Source organism: Marinobacterium litorale DSM 23545 (assembly GCF_000428985.1).
GTDB lineage: Bacteria > Pseudomonadota > Gammaproteobacteria > Pseudomonadales > Balneatricaceae > Marinobacterium_D > Marinobacterium_D litorale.
The window spans coordinates 77,332-84,360 of record NZ_AUAZ01000021.1; the positions used below are offsets into that span (position 1 = coordinate 77,332).

The following is a 7,029-nucleotide window of genomic DNA, read 5'->3' on the forward strand; positions in this document are numbered from 1 at the left end:
GATGCGTAGAGCCGGTGTTGCACTGGTGTTGGCGGCAGCCGTAGGTCTGTCAGCATGTTCCTCACAGTCTACGCAGGTTACCGGGGGACGCACATCTCAAGAGGCGCTGGAGTCCTACACCAGTCTCGGATTGCAGTATCTGCGCGCCGGTGATACGTCCACGGCCAAGGGGCCACTGTTAAGAGCGCTGGAGATTGATAGCGACTACGCGCCGGCGTTTAATGGTCTCGCGCTTGTCTTTCAGTCGGAAAATGAGCCCGAACTGGCCGAGCAGTATTTCCGCAAAGCCGTTGATGCTGATTCCCAGTCAGCGATGATCCGCAATAATTTCGGGGCTTTCCTGTTCGGTGAGGAGCGCTACCAGGAGGCCTGTCATCAACTCTCGCGCGCCACTGAAGATCCCTTTTATCAGCAGCGTGCACAGGCGTTCGAGAATTTGGGCCGCTGCTATCGTCGGCTGGAGCGGCTTGATGCGGCAGAGCATGCCTTTAACCGTGCATTGACGCTGTCACGGCAGCGGCCTGTAGCACTGATTGAGCTTGCCGATATTCAATTGATTAAAAACCAGCCTGTCCAGGCGGCAATTCTGTTTGAGCGTTTTCGTGAACTCGTGGAGGAAAAACGGGTCGACCACTTTGCACTCAGTCTCTGGGTCGGGGTGCGTGTGGCCCGCTATGAAGGCCGCGCTGGGCAGGCAGCAACCTATGCGTTACTGCTCAAGAATATGTACCCTGAGTCCGAAGAATACCGGTTGTACGAGGAGTCCAGGTAGTGAGTACCGACACAGTTTCGTCTGATCAGATCGATTCGTTTCCCGGTGGTGATTTCGCTCGGGCACGTAGTGACCTGGGCCTGGGTTATGAACAGTTGACCCGCGAGTTGAGGCTGCAGCGCAAGTATCTGGAGGCGATCGAGCAGGGTGATCTGAAAGCGCTCGGCGGTCCTGTCTTTGCGCGAGGGTACATCCGTGCGTATGCCAAACGGCTGAAGTTGGATCCTGATCGTTATGTGGCTGTATACGATCATGTCAGCGGGATTCGGGATATCGCTTCGGCGGTGAAAGTGGTTGGAACCGTCTCGACCAGCCCGGCGAAACAGAGTCGCTCGCTGATGCGATTTGGATCCTTTGTTTTCGTACTGTTGATTTTGGGGACGGTGGTCTGGTGGTGGCAGACGCAATACTCCATCGATGCCGTGGTTGCCCCCGAGCCTGATGCGCCGGTTACTGTGGATACCGCCGATGGCAATACGCTGGTACTGCCGCCGGTTGAAATGCCGGAAGCGGAATCGGTCGCGGACCCGGCTTTGAATCAGGAAGAGATTATTGATTCGACTGATCTGCCTATGCTGTCTGAGCCGGCGGATCCTGCTACTGATGATGCAGCGGCTGGCGAAAACACAGAGGGTACTGAAGCTGTCGGTGAGGTGTTGCCGGCAGAACCTCTTACTGAGGTTTTAGGGCAGGACGGGGTGTCTGACTCTGATGGAGCCGCGCCTGAGGCGGACGCAGTAGTGCCTGCCACTGTACCGGCACAGCTGCATTTGGTACTGAGCGATGAAAGCTGGCTTAGCGTGAGCGATGCGAGTGGCCAGTCGCTCTATAACGGGATTGCCAGTGCAGGTAGTGACCTGACCCTGGCAGGCGACGAGCCGCTTTCGATTGTTATTGGTCGGGCTAACGCTGTATCGCGCATCGCCTATGGCGGTGAGCCGGTTGATATTCAAGCCGTAAGCAATAAGAATGTGGCCCGCCTAACGCTGCCCTGAGCGGGCATCCATGATTTTATCGGTAAACAGGAAGTAGAGTCTTGGCGCGAATTAAAGCCATCAGAGGTATGAACGATATACTGCCCGACCAGACACCGGTCTGGCAGTTTCTAGAGAACCGGGTTAAGCAAGTACTGGGAAGCTACGGGTACGCCGAGATTCGGATGCCTATCGTGGAACAAACGGACCTTTTCAAGCGCTCTATCGGCGAAGTCACCGATATCGTTGAAAAGGAGATGTACACCTTCGAAGACCGTAACGGTGACAGTCTGACGCTTCGGCCCGAGGGTACGGCCAGTTGTGTGCGTGCTTGCGAGGAACATGGACTGACGTTTAATCAGGTTCAGCGCCTCTGGTACATGGGGCCGATGTTCCGGCATGAGCGGCCACAGAAAGGTCGTTATCGACAGTTTCACCAGATTGGCGTGGAAACCTTCGGTATGCAGGGCCCCGACATCGATGCTGAACTGATCGTTATGACGGCGCGCCTCTGGGAACAGCTTGGGGTTGATAAATCGGTAACCCTGCACTTGAACACGTTGGGCAGCGCGCAGGCCCGGGCTCGCTTTCGTGATGATCTGGTGGCCTATCTGAGTGAACACAGGGATCAGCTTGATAGCGATAGCCTGCGTCGGCTGGACACTAATCCTTTAAGGATTCTCGATAGCAAGGAGCCGTCGACACAGGACTTGCTGGATAGTGCGCCCCACTTTCACGATTATATCGATGACGAATCCCGCGAGCACTTTGATCGTCTTAAAGCATTGCTCGATCAGGCGGGTATCGGCTATGAGGTCAATGCGCGGCTGGTGCGGGGCTTGGATTACTACGGAAAAACCGTCTTTGAGTGGATTACCGATGAGCTCGGTTCTCAGGGTACGGTGTGTGCGGGCGGCCGTTACGATGGCCTGGTTGAGCAGCTGGGTGGTCGCGCGACGCCGGCGGTTGGTTTCGCGATGGGTGTTGAGCGTCTGATCCTGCTGCTCGAAACGCTCGATGCAGTCCCGGCGGAAGTGCATCGGCAGGTGGACGTCTATGCCATGGCAATGGGCGACGGCGCGTTTGATGAGATGTTCGGCCGAGTGGAAGCGTTAAGGCAGGCAACCGGCCTTCGAATCCAGCTTCACTGTGGCGGCGGAAGCTTTAAGAGCCAGATGAAAAAGGCAGATCGCAGTGGCGCTCTGGTCGCGCTGATTCTCGGTGAGGACGAATTGGCGCAGGGCGTGATTTCAGTCAAGCAACTGCGGCTGTCATCTGAGCAGAAACAGGTCAGTCTGGAGTCGCTCCCGCAGGAGCTGCTCGAGATCTTTAAAGAAAACCAGGAGTAGGTGACGCTGTGGCGGAATTGCGTACGGAAGAAGAACAGGTTGAAGCGATCAAGAGTTGGTGGAAGGAGAATGGTCGCTCCCTGCTGATAGGCATCGTTGTGGCGGTCGCTGCGGTGGTCGGCTGGAAGGGCTGGCAGCAAAAGGTGGAGACGGAGTCCGCCAACGCATCGATCCGATACCAAAACCTGGTTGAGTCGATGCTGGCTTTGCAGGCGTCTCCCGATGCTGAAGATCAGCGTGCCACTGCGCAGCATCTGGCCGATACCATCCGTGAAGAGCATGGCGATACCGGTTATGCGTCGATGGCAGCGCTGCTTGTTGCCCGTGCGGCGGTGGATGCGGGAGAGCTCGAACAGGCGCTTCAGGAGCTTGATTGGGTGGTTGAAAATGGATCGTCTGAAGAGCTCAAACAGCTGGCGCTGCTGCGTTCTGCCCGGATTCAGTTGGCGCGTGGGGAGCAGCAGCAGGCAGAATCTTTGCTGGCGAAAACGACGGACAGCTATTTCCCCTCGTTGGTTAACGAGCTGAAAGGCGACCTTTTTGTGGCAAAAGGTTATAAGGCGCAGGCACATGAAGCCTATGTAAGAGCGTTGGAGACGGCCAGTCAGCAAGGCCGTCCTATTCTTGAAATGAAGCGCGATAACGTGGTGCCGGGGGCTAGCTCATGAAGTCGCTTGTTCGGGTCCTGCTGCTGGCAAGTGCCGGTGTCGCTCTGGGTGGCTGTGGTCTCTGGGGTGGTAGTGATGAAATCCAGCCATCGGAACTGGTCGAGTTTGAAGCCGAAAAGCAGGTTGAAGTCCTGTGGCAGGCACGGATCGGCGATGGGCCGGGAGAGGCCTTCCATCAATTTATCCCGGCGGTTGGTGCAGAGCGTGTATTCGCTGCGTCGCGGGATGGTGTCGTAACGGCTCTCTCTCGTGAGAGCGGCGATGAACTTTGGGAAGTCGATCTCGATACCACACTTTCAGCCGGCGCGGGTGAAGGCTTCGGTACACTCGTGGTGGCTGACGAATCTGGTCTCGTGATTGCCTTGGACGCGTCCTCCGGTGAAGAGCTATGGCGCCATACGGTTTCATCCGAAGTTGTGGCTCAGCCTCAGGTTAACGCTGATCTGGTGGTCGTGCAGGTGATCAATGGTCAGGTTGCTGCGTTCGATCGCGTGACCGGCGAGTCGCTCTGGACTTTTGACAGTCAGATACCGCAGCTCAGTTTGCGGGGAACCGGAGCGCCAGTGCTGACAGAACAAGTAACATTGGCCGGATTTGCCAATGGTAAGATTATCGCCATCGATAACCGTAACGGGATGCCGATTTGGGAACAGCGTGTAAGCTCTTCCGAGGGGCGTTCGGAGCTGGAGCGGATCGCTGATGTGGATGGACGCCCATTGGTATTTAATGGATCGGTTTACGTGGCCGGCTATCAGGGACAGTTAATCTCACTGAACCCCTATGCCGCACAGATAACCTGGTCCCAGGATTTCTCCAGTTACCGTAGCCTGGCAGCCGGATTCGGTAATATCTATGCCGTTTCTGCTGATGACGAGGTGGCCGCGTTTGATGCAAACAGCAGTGCCAGTGTTTGGCAGCAGAGCGACCTGCGTTATCGGCAGCTGACATCTCCCGCCGTTTTAGGTACGACTGTGGTCGTTGGCGACAATCTAGGCTTCCTGCACTTTATGTCGCAGATCGATGGGCACTTTGTGGCTCGCTACGATTACGGTGATTCCGGGCTGCTGAGCGATCCGGTGGTCGTCGATGACACGCTTTACGTGCTGGGTAACGACGGTCGTTTGAGCGCCCTTAAGTTAAACTAACTTCTACTTATGCAAAATCGCGGCGGCGTTATCCATCGCTAGTGGAACGCCGCCGCTCTGTTTTCAGGTGAACACTATGCTTCCGGTGATAGCACTGGTTGGTCGACCCAACGTCGGTAAATCTACACTTTTCAATCGATTGACACGATCGCGGGATGCGTTGGTGGCGGACTTGCCGGGCCTGACTCGAGATAGAAAGTACGGGGAAGGCAAGCTGGGTAACCGCGATTACATCGTGATTGATACCGGTGGTATCTCCGGAGACGAAGAAGGTATCGACAAGGTGATGGCTGAGCAGTCGCTGCTGGCCATTGAAGAGGCGGACGTTGTTCTGTTTCTGGTGGATGCCCGCGCCGGCCTGAATCCGGCCGATGGGATGATCGCAAACCACCTGCGCCGGGAGGAAAAGTCCTGCTATCTGGTCGTTAACAAGACTGACGGTCTGGATCCGGACGTTGCGCGCAGTGAGTTTTTTGCGCTTGGCTTGGGTGATCCGCTGGCCATCGCGGCAGCCCATGGGCGCGGCGTTACCGCGCTTATCGACTACACGCTGGATGAACTGGGTGTGGAAGAGGTCGAGGAGGAAGACGAAGACGATATCTCCGAAAGCGGAATTCGTATCGCCGTAGTAGGGCGGCCTAACGTGGGCAAATCCACGTTGGTAAATCGGTTGCTGGGGGAGGACCGTGTCGTCGTATTTGACCAGGCCGGTACCACTCGCGACAGTATATATATTCCCTATGAGCGGGATGAACAGCCCTACACGCTGATCGACACGGCTGGTGTTCGGCGCCGTAAGCACATCAAGGAGGCGGTGGAGAAGTTTTCCATCGTGAAGACGCTTCAGGCGATCAAAGATGCCCATGTGGTTGTGGCTGTGATTGATGCGCGGGAAGGGGTGACCGAGCAAGACTTGCATATGCTCGGGTTCGTCATCGATGCCGGTCGTGCATTGGTGATAACCCTGAATAAGTGGGATGGAATGACACCGGAGCAACGGGATAGTGTTAAAGCCCAGGTGGAACGCAGGCTCGCATTTGCGGCTTTTGCCCGCTTCCACTTTATTTCCGCGTTGCATGGCTCCGGTGTTGGAGATCTCTACGGTTCGATCAATGAGGCCTTCGATTTTGCAATGGCCAAATGGTCGACCAACCAGTTAACCAAGCTGCTGGAAGACGTTGTAGCGGACCACCAGCCGCCCACAGTCAATAATCGCAGGATCAAACTGCGCTACGCTCACCAGGGGGGCTCCAACCCGCCGATCATCGTGGTGCACGGTAACCAGACCAATGCTTTACCGGCGTCCTACAAGCGATATCTGGAAAACCGGTTTATCCGCTATCTCAAAGTGCGGGGGACTCCCATCCGGTTCGAGTTCAGAACCGGGGATAACCCTTTTGCCGGTAAGAAGAATACATTGACGCCGAGGCAGCAGGCTAAAAAGGAGCGTCAGAAGCAGCATATCAAAGAGCTCAAACAGCGAGAGAAAAAGCGCGCCAAAAAGCGGTAAACGGCTATTAGAAAAATAGCTTTAAAAAGTTATTGACGGGGTGTCGAATCTCAGTAGAATACGCCCCCCACTTCAGCGGCAACGAGCCACGGGTTCGGCAACCAGAGTTCAACTCCAAGTTACCGAAAACGAGCCAAAAAAATTGCTTGACACTGAAGTTTGAGGCGGTAAGATATGCGCCTCGCTTGAGACGACGGATTTAGCAGTAACGCAGTCGCTCAGCACGCTCTTTAACAAGTCGATCAGGTAATTCGTGTGGGCGCTTGTCGGGGTCTAAGCACACAAAGCTTATATCTCAAGACAAGCAACCTATATGTGAATTCATTTAGCGTTGTTTATACCTTGAGCAGGATGACGAAGAGATAATTCCTCTCTTTAGATTCCAATTAAACTTTTAAACTGAAGAGTTTGATCATGGCTCAGATTGAACGCTGGCGGCAGGCCTAACACATGCAAGTCGAGCGGTAGCAGGGGGTGCTTGCACCCCGCTGACGAGCGGCGGACGGGTGAGTAACGCGTAGGAATCTACCTGTTAGTGGGGGATAGCCCGGGGAAACCCGGATTAATACCGCATACGCTCTACGGAGGAAAGTGGGGGATCTTTAGACCTC

The 7,029-nt window shown here is 55.5% G+C and carries 6 protein-coding genes and 1 rRNA gene; all 7 read left to right on the forward strand.

Translation table 11 applies throughout. The features are described 5' to 3' along the window. Window position 1 precedes the first annotated feature (1 nt). Window positions 2-772 carry a type IV pilus biogenesis/stability protein PilW gene (gene pilW / locus G403_RS0115240; RefSeq protein WP_036234046.1) on the forward strand — a complete coding sequence of 257 codons (771 nt, stop codon included), beginning with the start codon at window positions 2-4 and terminating at the stop codon, window positions 770-772. Further along, window positions 772-1,767 carry a RodZ domain-containing protein gene (locus G403_RS0115245; protein WP_027854752.1) on the forward strand — a complete coding sequence of 332 codons (996 nt, stop codon included), beginning with the start codon at window positions 772-774 and terminating at the stop codon, window positions 1,765-1,767. Before pilW ends, G403_RS0115245 begins: the two co-directional genes overlap by 1 nt. 68 nt (window positions 1,768-1,835) lie before the next feature. Beyond that, entirely contained in the window at window positions 1,836-3,095 is a 1,260-nt protein-coding gene (gene hisS, locus G403_RS23550; RefSeq protein WP_211232695.1) for a histidine--tRNA ligase, read from the forward strand. 8 nt (window positions 3,096-3,103) lie between these two features. Then, the gene (locus G403_RS0115255; protein ID WP_027854753.1) at window positions 3,104-3,763 is read left to right on the forward strand and encodes a YfgM family protein; all 660 of its coding nucleotides are present in this window, start codon (window positions 3,104-3,106) and stop codon (window positions 3,761-3,763) included. Then, complete coding sequence (bamB, locus tag G403_RS0115260; RefSeq protein ID WP_027854754.1) at window positions 3,760-4,908, forward strand: outer membrane protein assembly factor BamB; 1,149 nt, start codon at window positions 3,760-3,762, stop codon at window positions 4,906-4,908. The genes G403_RS0115255 and bamB overlap by 4 nt, the downstream gene beginning before the upstream one ends. A gap of 76 nt (window positions 4,909-4,984) precedes the next feature. Beyond that, complete coding sequence (der, locus tag G403_RS0115265; RefSeq protein ID WP_027854755.1) at window positions 4,985-6,418, forward strand: ribosome biogenesis GTPase Der; 1,434 nt, start codon at window positions 4,985-4,987, stop codon at window positions 6,416-6,418. Between the two features lie 396 nt (window positions 6,419-6,814). Next, a 16S ribosomal RNA gene (locus G403_RS0115270) occupies window positions 6,815-7,029 on the forward strand; the annotation flags it as partial.